This is a genomic window from Pantoea sp. Ae19-2 (genome assembly GCF_059801205.1).
Genome location: NZ_JBCHWE010000001.1, coordinates 733,438 through 750,085 on the forward strand (window position 1 = coordinate 733,438; position 16,648 = coordinate 750,085).

Annotated in this window: 13 protein-coding genes, 1 tRNA gene and 3 pseudogenes; 10 read left to right on the forward strand and 7 right to left on the reverse strand. The window is 39.9% G+C overall.

Features of this window, described 5'->3' with window-relative positions; all coding sequences use genetic code 11:
• Window positions 1–55 precede the first annotated feature (55 nt).
• Window positions 56–907: a ParA family protein gene (locus AAIE03_RS03555; protein ID WP_498562791.1), complete on the forward strand. Its 852-nt coding sequence runs from the start codon at window positions 56–58 to the stop codon at window positions 905–907.
• Window positions 904–1,290, forward strand: coding sequence for a hypothetical protein (locus tag AAIE03_RS03560; protein ID WP_498562792.1), 387 nt, complete (start codon window positions 904–906; stop codon window positions 1,288–1,290). The genes AAIE03_RS03555 and AAIE03_RS03560 overlap by 4 nt, the downstream gene beginning before the upstream one ends.
• Window positions 1,291–1,437: 147 nt before the next feature.
• On the opposite strand, the gene AAIE03_RS03565 is transcribed toward AAIE03_RS03560, so the two are convergent.
• The 3 genes and pseudogenes from AAIE03_RS03565 to AAIE03_RS03575 form a co-directional block, all read right to left on the reverse strand.
• Window positions 1,438–2,604 (reverse strand): restriction endonuclease, encoded by a 1,167-nt coding sequence (locus AAIE03_RS03565; RefSeq protein ID WP_498562793.1) that lies wholly within the window; start codon window positions 2,602–2,604, stop codon window positions 1,438–1,440.
• A 221-nt stretch (window positions 2,605–2,825) separates the two neighbouring features.
• A pseudogene (locus AAIE03_RS03570) lies at window positions 2,826–3,275 on the reverse strand (tyrosine-type recombinase/integrase); the annotation flags it as partial.
• Between the two features lie 76 nt (window positions 3,276–3,351).
• Window positions 3,352–3,429: pseudogene (locus AAIE03_RS03575) on the reverse strand (integrase core domain-containing protein); the annotation flags it as partial.
• Between the two features lie 604 nt (window positions 3,430–4,033).
• On the opposite strand from AAIE03_RS03575, the gene AAIE03_RS03580 reads away from it, so the two are divergent.
• Window positions 4,034–5,302 (forward strand): hypothetical protein, encoded by a 1,269-nt coding sequence (locus AAIE03_RS03580; protein ID WP_498562794.1) that lies wholly within the window; start codon window positions 4,034–4,036, stop codon window positions 5,300–5,302.
• Here AAIE03_RS03580 and AAIE03_RS03585 read toward each other — a convergent pair.
• A pseudogene (locus AAIE03_RS03585) lies at window positions 5,285–6,514 on the reverse strand (sugar porter family MFS transporter). The gene AAIE03_RS03580 and the pseudogene AAIE03_RS03585 overlap by 18 nt on opposite strands.
• Before the next feature lie 566 nt (window positions 6,515–7,080).
• On the opposite strand from AAIE03_RS03585, the gene AAIE03_RS03590 reads away from it, so the two are divergent.
• The 5 genes from AAIE03_RS03590 to AAIE03_RS03610 all read left to right on the forward strand — a co-directional run bounded on the left by AAIE03_RS03590 (window position 7,081) and on the right by AAIE03_RS03610 (window position 12,510).
• Complete coding sequence (locus tag AAIE03_RS03590; RefSeq protein WP_064366508.1) at window positions 7,081–7,875, forward strand: hypothetical protein; 795 nt, start codon at window positions 7,081–7,083, stop codon at window positions 7,873–7,875.
• Between the two features lie 17 nt (window positions 7,876–7,892).
• On the forward strand, window positions 7,893–9,215 hold the full coding sequence (locus tag AAIE03_RS03595) for a radical SAM/SPASM domain-containing protein (protein WP_252294510.1): 1,323 nt from the start codon (window positions 7,893–7,895) through the stop codon (window positions 9,213–9,215).
• Window positions 9,216–9,253: 38 nt separating this feature from the next.
• The gene (locus tag AAIE03_RS03600; RefSeq protein WP_155740523.1) at window positions 9,254–9,427 is read left to right on the forward strand and encodes a hypothetical protein; all 174 of its coding nucleotides are present in this window, start codon (window positions 9,254–9,256) and stop codon (window positions 9,425–9,427) included.
• A gap of 69 nt (window positions 9,428–9,496) precedes the next feature.
• Window positions 9,497–11,344 carry an ABC transporter ATP-binding protein gene (locus AAIE03_RS03605; RefSeq protein WP_498562795.1) on the forward strand — a complete coding sequence of 616 codons (1,848 nt, stop codon included), beginning with the start codon at window positions 9,497–9,499 and terminating at the stop codon, window positions 11,342–11,344.
• The gene (locus AAIE03_RS03610) at window positions 11,341–12,510 is read left to right on the forward strand and encodes a S8 family serine peptidase (RefSeq protein ID WP_064366511.1); all 1,170 of its coding nucleotides are present in this window, start codon (window positions 11,341–11,343) and stop codon (window positions 12,508–12,510) included. Before AAIE03_RS03605 ends, AAIE03_RS03610 begins: the two co-directional genes overlap by 4 nt.
• A 60-nt stretch (window positions 12,511–12,570) precedes the next feature.
• Here the strand turns inward: AAIE03_RS03610 and AAIE03_RS03615 are convergent, their stop codons facing one another.
• The 3 genes from AAIE03_RS03615 to AAIE03_RS03625 form a co-directional block, all read right to left on the reverse strand.
• The gene (locus tag AAIE03_RS03615; RefSeq protein WP_158150921.1) at window positions 12,571–13,836 is read right to left on the reverse strand and encodes a tyrosine-type recombinase/integrase; all 1,266 of its coding nucleotides are present in this window, start codon (window positions 13,834–13,836) and stop codon (window positions 12,571–12,573) included.
• A 179-nt stretch (window positions 13,837–14,015) separates the two neighbouring features.
• Window positions 14,016–14,090 (reverse strand) — tRNA-Arg (locus AAIE03_RS03620).
• A gap of 73 nt (window positions 14,091–14,163) precedes the next feature.
• Entirely contained in the window at window positions 14,164–15,096 is a 933-nt protein-coding gene (locus AAIE03_RS03625) for a formate/nitrite transporter family protein (RefSeq protein ID WP_089517162.1), read from the reverse strand.
• 243 nt (window positions 15,097–15,339) lie between these two features.
• Between AAIE03_RS03625 and ccmA the strand changes: the two genes are divergently transcribed.
• Together ccmA and ccmB are read left to right on the forward strand one after the other, a co-directional pair.
• Window positions 15,340–15,957, forward strand: coding sequence for a cytochrome c biogenesis heme-transporting ATPase CcmA (gene ccmA, locus AAIE03_RS03630; protein WP_089517163.1), 618 nt, complete (start codon window positions 15,340–15,342; stop codon window positions 15,955–15,957).
• A complete protein-coding gene (gene ccmB, locus AAIE03_RS03635; protein WP_019106029.1) occupies window positions 15,957–16,616 on the forward strand; it encodes a heme exporter protein CcmB in 660 nt (219 codons plus the stop codon). Before ccmA ends, ccmB begins: the two co-directional genes overlap by 1 nt.
• Window positions 16,617–16,648 lie beyond the last annotated feature (32 nt).

Here is a 16,648-nt window from a genome sequence, read left to right on the forward strand (position 1 = left end):
TCAATTTATATGCCTGTATTTTACTAATATTTATAGCATGAATGAGGATTTGCACATGACACATATTGTTAGTTTTATTAATTTGAAAGGCGGTGTCGGGAAAACCACTACGGCTGTGAATATTTCGGCTGTATTAGCAAAAAGAGGAGAAAAAGTCTTAGTTATTGATCTAGATCCTCAAACTAACGCGACTGTTTCTCTAGTCGATCAAAACAAATGGCAGGAGGTGCATGATGCTGGGCAAACACTCTATCATTTGTTCAATGACAGACTAAACGGTACAGATGATTTTGATATAGATTTAGCAATCTTAAAAAACGTAGGTGGCATTAGAGGGTTGGATTTACTCCCCTCGAGTATACATTTTGTTGAAATACAGGATAATATCCCTGACATGGATACAAAGGCTTATGTAAGTCATGTGGATGTTCTTAGTAATACTATTGAACCTATAAAGGCTGATTATGACTACATAATCATTGACTGCCCACCTAATCTTGGAGCAATCACATTGAATGGTATATCAATAAGCGATTATTACATAGTCCCTACAGTGCCTGATATTTTGTCTAAAATAGGAATAAGTTTAATTCTTAACCGAATCGATAATTTCGTCTCTAAGAAAACCTCATGTAAGATTGCCTTGGGTGGTATTATTTTTACCAAGGTGGACTATCGTACTAATCTACATAAATCAACAATGCAGGAATTAAGATCTGGTAGTTTGGGAGAATTTGTTTTTGAAAAGGAGTTTCCTCAACGTATCTCTGTTGCTGAAGCTCCTACTGATTCGCGACCATTCATAACATCTAAGACAGCGAAAACTAAACAAGATTTTGATGGAACAAAAGCTATAATAGAAGCTCTAACTGATGAATTTGTAGAGATTATTGAGGGTGAATTATGAAAAACATTACCAAAAAAGACATTCAGTCTTTCGGTAAAGTTCTCGCAGAAATAGGTGAGGTTCTTACTGAAAGACCTGACTTGCTTATAAATTTTTTAGCCAATCAGACAAAGAAAAATATTAATAATACTTCAAAAAGTAGCATTGATAATATCAATGTTAGTGAAAAAGCCTCTTCCTTCAATCTGTTTGAAGATTTAAAAGGAAAAAGCAAAGATGAAATTTTTGAAATTTTGTCCACTTTTTCTAAAGAAGATTTGAATTACTTCATCAAAAAGTTCAATTTAGGTTATACGCGTTATAAATCTTCCGAAACTATTGCTGATTATATTGCTGATAAAGTTAGTAAAAGAAATACTGACGTTTTTATAAATCAAAAGTAAAGATCCTCCCCCCAATAAAATGGGGGGTAGAACTGATGATATTTTTTAATTAAATCCATTAGTGATGGTCAGTTTTCTTTTATAGACAAAATTAATATAACAATTAAGCACTTTTCTATAGTGCTTTAAGTATGTTTTTCAAGTCGCCTACTTGAAATCCTCAATCATTTTCTGGTTATAGTCCTCAAGATATTTCTGTAATTCATTCCTGTCAATCAAACGTACTTTTGCTGATTCAGCAAGTTCTTTAGCCGAATTAGTGAAATATGAATTTGTAATAACCATCGCTTCGTCACATGAGTAAAATGCTTTAGCGGAGATAGCTTGTTGTACTGCTGAATTTCCAACTGAGCCAGAATAGTTTTTTGCCTGGATAACAATGTTTTTATCGAAACGAGTGACAAATAGATCTGCACCTTGATCTTGGGTTCTTTTGGTTTCTTTAACATCATACCCAAGAGTTTGGAATATCTTGACCAAGAAGTCTTCAAATTCAAAACCATTCATTGAATCTACTGAGTACATATTAACATATTTATCGGGATTGAAATGTTCAAGGCGTATAGCCAATCTTTCAACCAGTATGTCAAAATATATAGTTTCACAGATTGATATATACTTTTTTATATTATCTATTGAGATCAATGGTGTGCCAGGAGTTTTTTGTGCGTTCTCATTGTATTCTAATGCAGAGAAAGCTATTTTATTGCTCCAGACAAAGTATAGAAACAATGATAGATCAGCTCTAAAGGTTGTTCCTGCCTCTTCAATCCATGATTTCAAAGATTCTGTTAATGTAGGTTTGATATGTCTTTTGATCTCTTTCGCAAACCCGTTATATACAGCGTTGAAAGATGTAGTAAGCAAAAGCTTGTCCAAAAGCATTGGCAGCTCTTCTAATTCATTAAAGCCCTTTCGAACAAGAACCTCACGGAATAATACAAAATCAGAATAAGTGCTTTTGTCTTCCGATAAATCACTTTTTGACCGCTTATCATGTGAAAATTTTGTCGTGTAGATGAAATTGGTGAAGTAAGGATCCTTAAATGTTGCATATTTATCTAGGACATTTTGCAGGAGACTATTGAGTTGGGATTGCTCTTTCTTTTTTCCGAATAAGTCTTTTATGATTCCTTTTGACTGATATTGAAACTCTGGATAAAAAGAGGGGTTAAGAGGAATCATTTGTTCTGAGGTTACAGCGGGAGGCGTTTTTGTGCCCCATGAATTCGTTGCAGTTGGTACTCCGCCAGAACACCAGGGACAAATAATTTCGAAAGATGTCTTGCTGCATGAGTAACACTGATAAATCATTAGGCTATTTCCTTTTGGAATTATTAGGCTTAGTCAGGATCTTTGGATCATAAAGTAGAGTTGCTATTTTTCTTGTTGAGTATGCATCGTAGATGCATATAGTTTTCATACTGTTAAATCATTGTAATCATTTACTGAATCATTTTCCAATTCTGATGAAAAGCTGTAGCTGCTACTTGCTGACAGTTCAACATGCTTACCCTACCAAGACATTAATCTCTTCGTTGTTCCAGATACTGAGAGCGATTGTATGCTCTCCTGACTTCATTGGTATCAATATGGGCCATTGCAGTTTCTATGACGTCAGGCTCAAACCCCTTTTAATTGAGAACAGTTTAAGCAATCTATCTCATACCTTGCGCTACAAGGATATCTTTGAAGTCCATACGTTTTAGCGCCATGTTTGCAGTCTGACTGTTCATTGGTTCCAGGGGATTGCGGTAACCGGGAAAAATGTGTGGTCTATGCTGGCTGATTGGCTTCATAACTTCCAGCACAGCAAGTGCCTGCCTAGACAGCGGTACAATATGCATACGTTTCATTTTCATGCGCCCAGCAGGAATGTGCCATTCCTTTGTCTCGAAGTTGATTTCATCCCAGCGCGTCATCGCCGCTTATGCCGGTCGTGTCATTGTAATGAGCTGCCATTCGATAATACAGCGCGTCTGTTTGGCATGACCTATCCCTGTATTTGATATAATAATCAGTTAGTAATGTATGTTTGTTAACCTTTATTTTTCCATTTCTCTAGCTTGCTGCAAATTCAGACGGCGTCTGGTAATTCAGCGATGAATGAGGTCTGGTCTCGTTATAGCGCTGCCGACAGTGATTGTAAAACGCTGTGAAAGACCCATTGCCTTATACATGACTTCCACTGCTCCCGTATATGGACTTTCGTCACAACTTTCTGCTCAATACCGTCTTAAGCGCCTCCATATTGACTATGGCTTCAGCGAGCAGCTTCCTGAGGGGGACGATCTCCTTTTCAATGGACTAGAGCCGCTTCACTTCGGTGGCTTCCATGCCTCCAAACTTCTTGCGCCAGATATAGAAGGCAGTGTCTGAAATAGAATTCTTGCGGTAGAGTCCCTAGGCCGAAACCTGTGTTCGGCCTCGCGTAGATACTGATGAGCTGTTTGTCGGAAAATCGCTTTTTTATGGTGATTTCCTTATGTGACTCATGAAGATGTTACTCACATACTGGCAGATTAATCCACGGGGAGCAGGTCAATACTTATATTAAAAAATATAATTCATGTTAATGAGTTAGGTTCGACTTTGACTTTCATGCACAACCTAAGGATGAAAACAAAAGGAATCAAAGAAGCTGAGCTAAGTTATCCCTTGATTAATCTAATTTATTGGTATTGAAAAGAGCTTGTGTTAAAGTTTATTTAAAATAATGAGTGGCAATCTAAGGTGGTTTGCAATGAATTTTAGTAGAAGTAGTGAACAATACGATTTGATTACGACTCTGCAATATGTTGGATCTTCGGTAAATCGTTCGGAAGCATTAGAACGATATACAGAGAATAGGGATTTATTAAAAGAATGGCGATTTATTTATGCTGATTATGCAGAAGAGGGACCTTTCAAACTAAGAAGAAAGTTATTTGGAGATGGATGTTTTGTTTCTACTGTTTTTCGAGGTAACTCGCTTTGGGTGATTGATGATGAAGTAGTTTCCAATCATGGAACTTTGGCATTTAAAATTGGCACGGGAACATATTTAGATTCAAACGCTGCAAGTTACATCCGCTCTTTTGCATATGAAGATACTCCTTCGGACGAAGTTATGAAAGGGTGCCATAGTATGGAGGAACATTTTGGTCATGAAGAGATTAAGCGTTTTAATCCTTACTTGTATTTATTTGAAGCCAGTAACAACAAGTCAGAAAAAAGTCTCGAAAAGATTAGAGAAACAATTAGTGCTATCTTCTCCCTTAAAATGATGGGCAATCCTTTGAGTCTTTCATGGGCTAAAGAGTTTAAAGCTCAATATGAATTGAGTTCTAAGAAAGAAGCAGATGCTTTTTTAGCTCAATTCTTTAAAGAAGCTGAGCTTGGACATTTTTCTCAGATGGAATCGCTAACTGACTTAATGGAGTTGATCATTATTAAAGCAAAACTTATTGAGTATAGTTCTAATCGTTCGCCTGAGAATAAGTTTGAGGAGCTATTAAACGTTGCAAACAGTGAAATTTCAATCTTAATGTCTCGAGAGTTGATTATTTGTGCGGATATTTTATTCAGAAGTAATAAAACTCAGATTTCAAAAAAATTACATAGTTTGCAAAATAAAAAAAGACCATTAGATGTGATCAGGAATAGTGCCAGAGATCTTGGTATGGTAAGAATCATGGACTTATTGACTAATTCTATTGTAGATGGAAATGAAAGTGCCTTTTATGTGGCCAATATTGTTACATTTGATAAGGATGTTATGGATATTATTAAGGTTACTGAAGTTAATGCTATTGCATTACACAGAGAGTCTCAAGAAGTTCATATCATTTTCAATGCTGAAGTTCAGGCTTGGCTATCTGAAAAGTTAGGAGATAAAAGATTGCAGAGGTTATCATCATTGATGACATTTAATTCTTTTGATACAAGATATAAGAATAGAGGTCATTATCATATTAAGCAGCAGCTCATTTCTGATCGAGAACGACTGGTTAAGTTATTGAATCAAAAATAACGCTGCTGTTTCTATATGTAGCTTCTTGCCAGACATCAGATTCTTTTCAATATGCACAAGAGTGCCCTCTTTGGTTTTAGGGATCAGGAGAAAAGTTATCACGATAAAGACCAGCTTGAAGCAAATATACAGCCAGAATGTCCCTGCCGGGCCTATGCTACCCAGAAGTGAAAGGAAGGTCGCACCGATAATCATGTTGGCAACCCAGTTAGTCGTCGTTGAGCAGGTAATTCCAAAGTCCCGGTATTTCAGAGGCTGTATCTCAGAACACAGTATCCAGACCACCGGAGCGGCACTCATTGCATAGCCGCCTATGTACACATTGTCATACCCACTTAAACCCCTGACAGGCCGGTACTGATATCTCCCTGACCCGCTTTCATGAGGCAGTAGCTAGAATCATAGTGGCGAATGCCATTACACTGAATCCAATTTAAGGATTGGCTTCCTTCCCGTTTTATTAACGGTGAAGACCGCAATGAAGGTAGCAAACATGAAGGTCAGGCCAACTACTACGGTTGCAACCATCTGCTCCTGTGTGCTCTGGAAACTGGCCATTTTAAAAATCTGAGGAGCGTAATACATGATGATATTCATACCCGTGAACTGCTGCATGCCCTGTAGCAACATACCAAGGTAGACGGCGCGTCTAACATTCCCGTTTTGCCTGAAAAGAGCAAATCCTCCCTGCTTCATACGAAGGCTTTCCTTTATCTCATTTAGTTCCTGTCTGGCTTTCTCTGAGGTATCACGAAGCATTCGCAGAACTTCTTCCGCCTAAACGAGCAGACTTTTCAAAGCCAGTCAGCGGGGACGGTTAGGCAGGAAAAGGACTATGACGAAAATTATCACCGCTGGTATATCAAGAACACCCAGCATTGCCCGCCAGTCGCCACTGTAACTGAATGCTGTATCAGACAGGAAAGCTATGACAATAGCAAAGGTGATTATGAGCTGATAAAGACTAATCATTTTTCCACTAACAGTCTCTGTTGCCATCTCTGACAGGTAGAGTGGGGCTGTGTAAGAAGCAGTATCAACGGCCAGCCCGAGTAAGACCCTGAAAGTAAGCAGAACTTCAACTCTGGTGGCGAAGACTGATACAGGTGAACCCATCATCATGAAGAGTATGGCTCCAACCATAATGCTGTACTTTATTCCCAGTCGATGTAAAACCCAGCGGTTGCAGCTCGCTCCTATCGCAGATCCCAGAGTGGCAAGGCACTTTAGATAATACCTATATCAAGTCCAAGGAGAAGCGAAGCGAGATCTGCGGTTAGGGATAGAAAGACATTGATATTTGGACTGGACAACACATCTCGTATGAGACGGAATGATGTGAATTTTCACTCACATGTGAGCAATAATCTGAAAACTTCATTCAGAGATACAAACGAAATTTTTGATTGTTAACATGCATATAGTTAGCTTGATAAATATGTTTTTTTTAATTATTAGCAAAATGCAGAGGAGTATTAAGATTTTAATAAATGTAACTCATTAATATGGTAAAGCTATTTAGCTAATAAAACAAAATGATAATTGTAGTTGAAAATTCTGTTTTATTGGGTAGGAGGCACCAATAAATAATGATTTTTTCATAAAATCTAGAGCTAATGCAAAGTTTCGCACATAACACAAACTTAACAAATTTACATACAAACCGCCTATTCTGAAACATTTATGGTGAATATAACTTCGCAAAAGTAGTGTTAGGTTGATTTTAACCTTTCACATTACTGATGAGTTAGCTTCTTGGAATTCCATGGAGGTGCGTAGTGAGTGAACACATTATTAATAATGATCCAGCATATTGTAAGCAAGGTAAGTATAGGTGTTCTGTAGGGATTTTCTGCACGGTCAGTAGTGAAGAGCTACTGCTGGCTTTTAAAACACTATCTTTTGCAGCACGCTCGGAATTTGTTTCTAACATTCTTATCCTGATCACTGATAACGAAAACATAAATCTAAATTATGCCTCTTTGGAATCATCAGAGCGTTTTTCGCATAAATTCGAAGTTAAATGTGGGAGCTATGGTTCTGGTTATGAAACTTCGATCAGAGATGGTGGTTATGATCAGATATCAGCTCGCAATGCTGCTTTAGACATTTTGTATAAAAAAGATGTTGATTGGGTTATGCAACATGATGCGGATGATGTTTATGATCTTTCTTTCTATGAGAGAATCTGCACAGATTATGCTGAACACCAAGCCATAATGACTGAATGCTATACACTGAATTCTACTTCGTCTTATATTGTAAATTCAAAAATGTACAAAGACATGTACGGCAAGAAGCTAATTAATCCACACATAAGAGTCTGGAAGAAAGAGTTAAACCTTAAATTCAACAAATCCAAATTAGTTTCAGATTCGTATACGAATGAAACAAGACACTGTGGTGTTGAATTTCCCGATGGAATGAAATTAATTTTAATCAAGAAACCATCTCACTACCACTTGCATCGACTTCTTAATAAAAGGCACTCAAATTTTCTTGATAAAGGAAATACGCACGAAATAAAGTTAGAAGAAGAAATTAAAGACAAATTGAAAACTATATTACTTTAGATAGAGTGAGGTGAGTTATGAGTTCATCAGAGCATAAAGTATTAAATACACCCATGTATCATTTTGAAGGAGATGATGGGCTTATATACTCTCATCTACCTTTAAGAGGTATAGCTTTTAAAAGTAGTAAGGCTTCTTTACCATTAATTGAAAAGCTAGCAAATCATGTTAATCTGGATGCTGAAGAAATAAATCATCCGATAATAAAAAAACTGTCCAATTGGAATGTCATTGGAGAACACATTAAGCAATTACCTGTAATAGAAGATCTTGATGAATTTAAACCGTTTGAGGCCACTTTGCTGCTTACTGAAACATGTAATCTGGCTTGTAGCTATTGTTATGCCAGGGCTACAGGTGAGAAGAGTGAAGCAATGAGCAAAGAAATAGCTAAAAAGGCTGTAGACATTGCTATTGAGAATGCAAAATCAATCCATAGTCACACCGCAGAGTTCAGGTACCTTGGAGGTGGAGAACCTACTACGGAATGGGAATTGATTGTATGGATAAATAATTACATAAAATATAAAGCTGACGAGGCTGGTGTTAATACTTATATCAGGTTAATAACTAATGGAGTCTTAATCAATGATGAAAAGGCAAAGTGGCTGAAAAAAAATATCGACTTTGTAACTTTATCATTTGATGTATTACCAGATCTTCAGTTGAACCGTCCTTTCCCTAATGGAAAAAGTTCACAAAAAGCGTTACTTAGAACAAGCGAATTATTGACTAAGCATGGTGTTCCTTATCATTTCAGGACAACTCTATCTAGCGAATCAACAGGACGGTTAGTCGAAATGGTTGAATATATAAGGGACTATACATCAGCCAAGGAAGTTCGCATGGAACCAATGGCTGAGATTGGCCGAGCGACTGATAGTGAACTTTCAAAGCCCAAACAACAAGAGTTCATAGATCAATTTAAAAAAGCATATTTTTTAGCTAAAGAAAATGGCATTAATGTCACAAACAAGCTAATGGGTAACGTTGATCGCAGGGGGGGGCGCTTTTGTAATGTAGAGTTTGCTGTTACTCCCAAAGGTGAAGTTGCAGGTTGTCATAGATATAGTCGAAGCGAAAATGAAGGTTATGATCTGTTCCATGTTGGGACATTCAAAGACAATGACTTCAAGTTTGATGTAAAAAAAGTGAATTCTTTAAGGCAAATTAATAATACTTCATTTAGTGATTGCTCTAAATGTTTTGCCAGATGGAGTTGTGCATCAGGATGCTTGTCTGCACGTTACGATAAGAATGGCATAGCCGAGCATGGTCCGATATGTCATATCACCAGGGAATTGCTAAAATTTGGAGTACAGCAGTCTCTGGCGGAATGATGTGTGAGTAGTGTTTTTTCCAATCAAAGGAGAGTAAAATGAGTCTTGATTCGAAATTGCATCAAAGTGAGAAAAATATTAATCTTGAGGATGAAGATGTTGAAATTACTTTTATTTCAAAACATCCTGAAGATGAGGAAGGTAATTTTGAGTTCCTTTGCTGTGCCGTAGGCGCTGGTGGTGGCGGACCGGGTGTCGGTGGACACTTTTAAATGAAATCTTAATTATCAATAGGGATAAGCAACAGCGCTTTTGTGCTGTTGCTTAAATAAGGATAGAAAATGCTAACTTCTATTTTAAAAAAATTTGAGAGCTTTATAAAGCCATTTGAAGAGGATAATGGTTTTCTAAAAGAAAAAAATTCTTTAAGAGTGTTAGTTAAACTTGCATTAGATCATAAGCTTTTAGCTTCTTCACTTTTCATACTTGGTTTATTATGTTCTGGTTGTGAGGTTTTTATAATTCATTCTTCAGGAAAGCTTGTTGATCTGATTAGTGAGGTTAGTCGGGATCGCGATACTATCATTAAAGCATTAAGCGATAACCAAATTTTTATTATTCTTTTTTTGGCAATACTTTTGTTTATTAGGCCTCTATTAAGGTGCTTAAATTTACTAACAATAAATCAAGCAGTATACTCGAAATTAAGTGCATTAGTTCGAGTTCAGCTCTACAAAGAAACCTTGAAAAATAAGATGGTTTTTTTTGACAGTAATAATCCTGGTAAAATAACAACTTCTATTTGGCAGGCTGGTCAGGCTGTCAATGAAATGTCCTCTCTGTTCTTCCAGAACATTTGGGTTACAACAGCTTTTTTTATATTCTCCTTCTCTGTTATGGCGTCGATTAACCTGTATTTGCTTGCTCCAATTTTCACGTGGATGCTCGCTATTTTTTTTATTGCTAAAGTTTATGTTCCTAAAACAAAACAACTAGCTCGTGAGTCGGCAAATCAATCCGTGAACGTCAATGGAGTAATTAGTGATAGTTTCAATAGCGTTTTAACACTGAAATTATTTTCTAAATATAATGATGTAAATGAATCTAATAGGATAGTGGTTTCACTAAAGGATTTTATAAACAAATCTGCTTTGTATTTAAGGTCAATTACGAGATCAGAGACGATTATGATTATTACGAGTTCACTCATAATGTCTATCATAACACTGATGATCTTGTTCATGTGGATTTCAAAAGGTATTTCTTCAGGTGAAGTGGCTGTTGTGTACGCATTGGTATTTAAGTTGGAGGGACTTTTTTCAACATTAATGGACCAATTCACTGCTTTGTTTCGTGCATATGCTTTATTCAATACAAGCTTAAACACACTGATAAAGAATGAAAAAGAAAAAGAAGGTTATCACTGTCTAAATAATATCGAATTGATTGAGTTTAAAAACGTCTCAATGAAACACGGCGAAAAGTTGGTCCTAAACAAAATTAACTTCAAAATTAAAAAAGGCGAAAAGGTAGGTTTAGTAGGTGTTACAGGGTGTGGGAAATCAACTATTTTAAAGTTATTGTTAGGGTTATATGATTATGAAAGTGATGGTTCTATATTGATTAATACATCTGAATTGAATAATTTTAATACCTCAAGTCTAAGAGAGAACATTTCATATGTATCTCAGGACGCAAATTTCTTTGATGATACGGTGATGTATAATATTTGCACTTCTAAGGAAAACTTATCTATTAATGAAATTGAGCATGTTCTAAGTTCGGTTTGTTTGCAAGATCTTATGACTGAAAAAGAAAGTTTCACCTCTTTTTTAAATACAAAAATTGGGAACAAAGGTTCTACTTTGTCGGGCGGGCAATTGCAGAGGTTAAATATAGCTCGTGGTTTAATAAAAAAACATAATGTTCTCTTACTTGATGAAGTAACTTCAGCATTAGATCCAAATACCAAAGCGAAAGTTTTAGAAAACCTCAAAAACTTTTTTTCGAATAAAACAGTAATATGTATATCTCATAGTGTTGATATCATTAATGATATGGACAAAGTAATTTTCATAAAAAATGGTAGTGTATTCGCGGAAGGAAAGCACCATGAACTTTTGATAAGTTGTAAAGAATATAAACAGCATTGGGAAAATGAAATTGTATCTCTTGAGGATGCTCAATGAAATCATTTGATGCCCTTAATTCTCTTTTAAAAGATAATTTTCTTTATGATCACCAATGGCACTTGCATGGTAATCACCCCTCTTTTACTTTAGGTTCTTTATGTTCAGTTAATGCTGAAAATTATTGGAATTCAAATCAGTCTTTTGGTGATAGTGAAATAGTTGTTGCAGTAGCTGATGATGGGTGTTTGATTGACAATTTTAGTAATGATTACTCCGATAATATTGAAGCATTTTCTTACATTGAAAACGGTAAGCTTAATATTACTAAAGACAAATCGAAAGCTGATAGAGTTTTCTCTGATAAATTTAAACACGGAACGGCAATTTGTGGTCTGATCGCTGGGCCATTGAGCAATAGCCTTCCTATAGGTATTGCCCCTACGGTAAAGATTTTACCGATTCGATGGCCTTACGATAACAGATTTATCATAAACCAATCTGGATTTCAGCAGTTTGTTAAGGCTCTCTCGGATAAAGTTGATATATTCGTAAATACATGGTCAAAGCTTCCTGATTTTATTCTTAATAATGAAAGTATTGATTTGATCTCTTCTTTATCCTCTCAAGGAGGGAAAAGAGGTAAAGGTGTGCTTTTTTTGTGGTCAGCTGGTAATAGTAATTGCCCTATTAATTATGACGGGGATAAGAAGATAGTATACTCACAAAATATTAATGGTGAACTGAAGTTTTCATCTCATTTTAGCAATAATCTAAGTACTCTCAGCAATGTATTAGTTGTGTCAGCTATTAGCCCTTTTTATGGGAAAGCATCTTATTCTTGTTTTGGACCTGGTATTGATCTTTGTGCTCCATCACATGATGCCTATTCTTCAAATGGAGAAATTAAAAACTTAGGTCTTACTACGCTCTCCGCAGACCTGAAGAAATATACGCATAATTTTAAAGGCACAAGCGGAGCTTGCGCGGTAGCGGCTGGTGTTGCAGCATTAAATTTATCGCTCTCAATGAACCAAACAGCAATTGAACTAGCTAACAATTTAAAAAGTAAGGCTTCGAGAGATTTGAATAAAAACTATTCAAGCTTTGAATCTAAGGTTATAAATCTGCACCAGAAGGTAAGACATGAGTTGATATTTGAAAAAGAAGAAAAATATCCTGACCTCTTTGATGTATTTTATGGTGCAGGAAGAATAACTGTCTGAATCAGAAGTTAGCAACTCTAAGTGTTTTATGCTTATTAATTAAAAACTATCCACAAAAAATTACGTCCCTGTAGAATGGGATTTTTTTGAGAAGTAAAAAGGTGTTTGTGCTTCTTCTTTACAAGCTTCCAGATAGTCAGCCCACCACTGCAACATCAGTTTTCGCTCTTCCAAATGCTGTGCTTTATGAATGTAAGCTGCCCTAACGCTGTTACGCTCTTGGTGGCTCATTTGCCTCTCTACAGCGTCTCTTGACCAAAGCCCGGATTCAATCAATGCACTGCAAGCCATCGTCCTAAAACCATGCCCACAAACTTCAGTTTGGGTATTGTATCCCATGGTTCTAAGGGCTTTGTTGACGGTGTTTTCACTGATCGGCCTGTCGTCATTACTAAATCCGATGAACATGAGGTCTTTGCCACCACTGATTGCATGTAGCTGTAACAACAATTTTTTAGCTTGTTTACTTAAAGGCACCAGATGAGGGCTTTTCATTTTTGCCCCTCTTGCTGAATATCGAACGCCAGTGAGTGCTTGTCGCTCTGCGGGTATAGTCCATAGTGAGTTTTTGAAATCTACTTCTGACCAACGTGCAAATCTTAATTCACTCGAACGGACAAATGTCAGGAGTGTAAGTTGGGTCGCAATCTGTGTGACGCCTTTGCCTTTGTAAGCTTCAACTCGTTGCATGAGTTCTGGTAGCCGTTCTAAAGGAAGGGCAGGGCGGTGAATACTTTTTTTAGAAATTACAGCACCAGCGAGGTCATAGGCAGGATTTTGCTCAATCAATGCATTGTGGACAGCATATCTCATGACCGCAGTTATGCGTTGTTGAAGACGTGAAGCGAGTTCTAAGTGACCTGTTGCTTCAGCCCTTTTTAGTGGAATCAGTAAGTCACGGGTTTTGAGTTCTGTGATATTACGATTGCCAATAATGGGGAATAAATGACTCTCAAGACTGCTTAACACAGTCGCTCTGTGGCTTTCCGACCAGGTCCTGTTACTGGAATGCCAGTCTCGTGCAACCTTTTCAAATGTCAGTAGCCCTTTGATCTCAACCTTATCAGCTTTGCGTTTTTCACTTGGATCAACGCCATTTGCCACGAGTTGCCTGGCTTCGTCTCTTCTGCGTCGGGCTTCCGATAACGTGACCTCAGGATAAACACCGAGAGCAAGAATCTTTTGTTTGCTACCAAAGCGATACTGAAAACGCCAGTATTTGGAACCGTGTGGGGTAATCAAAAGATGCATACCATTACCGTCTGTCATTTTGACCGGCTTCACAGCAGCCTTAGCATTTCTTACCTTTAACTCAGTGAGCGGCATAGTAAAAATCCCCGGCTGATGGTATCTGCATTATCGAACCAAACATACCAACAATTGTACCAACATAACACTGTGGATTTTGTGAGCCCACGGGAGACGCAGGTGGACTATAAATATGAGTTAAATGACTGAATGGAAAGGGTAAAGTAGACTTTAAGATACGTTGAGAGACTAGCATATGGTGTCCCCTGCAGGAATCGAACCTGCAACTAGCCCTTAGGAGGGGCTCGTTATATCCATTTAACTAAGGAGACGCCAGCGCAGTATACCGCAGTTAGGCGGCAGGATTCACTACACCGCCGCGCGTTTGCTCATTCTGTCAGCAATTTAGCGTTCTTCTTGTTGCTGCTGACGTTTTTTCTCCGCTTTACGTCGTTCCGCTTTCGCCTTTGCCTGGGCAGCTTCGCCCATATCATTGCGAATCTGCGCATGGCTGATCAGGGCGAAAATCAACGTACCGCCCGTCAGATTGCCCAACAGCGTCGGGATAGCAAAGGGCCAGAGAAACTCGGTCCAGGGAATGCTGCCGTTAAATACCAGGTAAAGCACTTCGACGGAACCCACCACGATATGCGCCAGATCGCCCAGCGCGACCAGCCAGGTCATCATCACAATGACAAACAGCTTGGCGGCACCGGCATAGGGGAACATCCAGACCATGGTGGCAATGATCCAACCTGAAATCACCGCATTCGCAAACATCTCGCCCGGCGTATGTTCCATTACCTTCATGCTGATGTCGGTAAAGGCCTGTCGGGTGGCTTCATCAAAAATCGGCATTTCAGTAAACGCCAGAGCTGCGAACGCTGTCCCGATAAGATTACCCAGCAGCACAATGCCCCACAGGCGAAGCAATAAGCCAAGATTGCTCACAGTAGGTTTGTGCATAAAGGGCAGGACGGCGGTCACGGTGTTTTCAGTGAAAAGTTGCTGCCGTGCCATAATCACAATCACAAAGCCAAAGGTGTAGCCAAGATTTTCCAGTAAAAACGCGCCGGGCACGCCATCCAGATGCACCTGAAAAATGCCCTTAGCCATCAGCGAGGCGCCCATCGACAGCCCGGCAGCAATAGCTGACCACAGCAGCGCCATACCGTCACGTTCCAGCTCTTTTTCCCCGTCCTGACGAATCTCCTCATGGATAGCGGCGGCGCGAGAGGGCAGGGCGTCTTCATCCACTTCAATATCCTCTTTGCCCTGTTCTTTCTCTTCGCTGTCTACGCCGTTAGGTCCCTGACTGGTGCTTGATGAAGGCTTCATGTTTTCTCCTGGTAACAGTGCAAATGCGTTATAAGCGTAGTCGTTTTTTGGCCCGCGAAATTGTTTCTACAACAGCTAACAAAAGTTACAACATTTTGCTGTGGTGCGCTTTTTGTCCGCTTAATGTCGTGAAAAGCACGAATATCCAACCTCAGTGGGAAAGGGGGCCGCGCACGGTCTTCGGCACACTGCAACATTGTGCTATCATTTGCGCCTTATTTGGCTGGCGCGATTTACCCCTCTATGTTGGAAATCATGAATCTGCTTTGTGTGCGTGATGGACGTGCTCTCTTTGAGGCGCTCACGTTTCGCGTGTCGGCAGGTGATATCGTACAAATTGAAGGGCCAAACGGGGCCGGTAAAACGTCGCTGCTACGGATTCTGGCCGGGTTGAGCACGCCTGAACACGGCGAGGTGCGTTGGCAGTCGCAGCAAATTCATCAGCAACGCGATGTCTGGCATCAGGCCATGCTTTATCTTGGGCATCTGCCGGGGATCACCTCGGCGTTGTCGGCGCTGGAAAATCTACGCTTTTATCATCCGAACTGCCGCGATGAGCATATTTTTACTGCACTGGCCAGCGTCGGACTGGCGGGCTATGAAGACGTGCCAGCCGCGCAGCTCTCTGCAGGGCAACAGCGGCGAATCGCGCTGGCCCGGCTGTGGCTGACCCAGGCAACCCTGTGGATTCTGGATGAACCCTTAACCGCTCTTGATCCTGTCGGCGTCGAGACCTTAATGGGGCGCTTTGCGGAACACGCGCAACAGGGCGGTTCTGTTATTGTGACGAGTCATCAGGCGCTGCCGGGGCTGAACGGTCAGATAAAAACCGTTCGCCTGCATGCCATGGAGTGGCAGTAATGTTGTGTCGTCTTATTCAACGTGAATTACGCATCGCCTGTCGCCGCGGTGCGGAGGTGGTTAATCCACTGTGGTTTTTCCTGATCGTGATTACGCTTTTCCCGTTGGGTATCGGTCCCGATCCTCAGCAACTGGCCCGGATCGCGCCTGGTATTGTCTGGGTTGCTGCGTTGCTCTCCTCGCTGCTGGCGCTGGAAAGGCTGTTTCGCGATGACTTCAATGACGGCACGCTGGAGCAACTTTTATTGTCTCCCACGTCGCTGCCGGTCATGGTGCTGGGCAAAGTGATTGCCCACTGGCTGGTCACCGGCTTGCCGTTAATCCTGCTTTCGCCGCTGGCGGCTCTGTTGCTGTCCCTGGATATCCCGAGCTGGCGAGCGGTGGCACTGACGCTGCTGCTGGGAACACCGACGCTGAGTTTTCTTGGCGCAATTGGGGTGGGGCTGACTGTGGGATTACGTCGTGGTGGCGTGCTGCTCAGCCTGTTGGTCCTGCCGTTGGCGATTCCTGTCTTGATTTTTGCCAGCGCGGCCATTGATGCCGCAGGACAGGGCGTCGCCATTGGCGGTTATCTGGCGTTGCTGGGGGCAATGCTCGTCGCGAGTGCAACGCTGGCGCCTTTTGCCACCGCCGCGGCGTTGCGGATTACGTTGCACTAAATCAGCACGCATCAGACGTGTTATTAGCGTTT